Source organism: Psychrobacter sp. W2-37-MNA-CIBAN-0211, assembly GCF_040309405.1.
Lineage (GTDB): Bacteria > Pseudomonadota > Gammaproteobacteria > Pseudomonadales > Moraxellaceae > Psychrobacter > Psychrobacter glaciei.
The window spans coordinates 1-259 of record NZ_JBEOOU010000338.1 but is presented as its reverse complement, the minus strand read 5'-3'; the positions used below and the strand labels follow the sequence as shown (position 1 = coordinate 259).

1 protein-coding gene is annotated in these 259 nt (G+C 48.3%); it reads left to right on the top strand.

The window, feature by feature from the left end; all coding sequences use genetic code 11:
• A partial coding sequence (moaC, locus tag AAEY72_RS15445) for a cyclic pyranopterin monophosphate synthase MoaC (RefSeq protein ID WP_352311486.1) occupies positions 1–259 on the top strand: 259 nt, incomplete at both ends.

Sequence of the window (259 nt, the reverse complement as noted above, 5' to 3'; positions counted from 1 at the left end):
ATGGCAGTCATCACAAAGGTGATGTGTTTGCGACCGCACGTATTGCCGGGATTCAAGCGGCTAAAAAAACGGCTGATTTGATCCCATTATGTCATCCCTTGATGCTGACTAAGGTGGAAGTTGAGCTTGAAGCTCAGCCTGAGAATAACCGCGTGCGCATTACCAGTTTGTGTAAATTGTCAGGCAAAACCGGTGTCGAAATGGAAGCGTTAACGGCGGCATGTGTCGCCGCATTAACCATTTACGACATGTGTAAGGC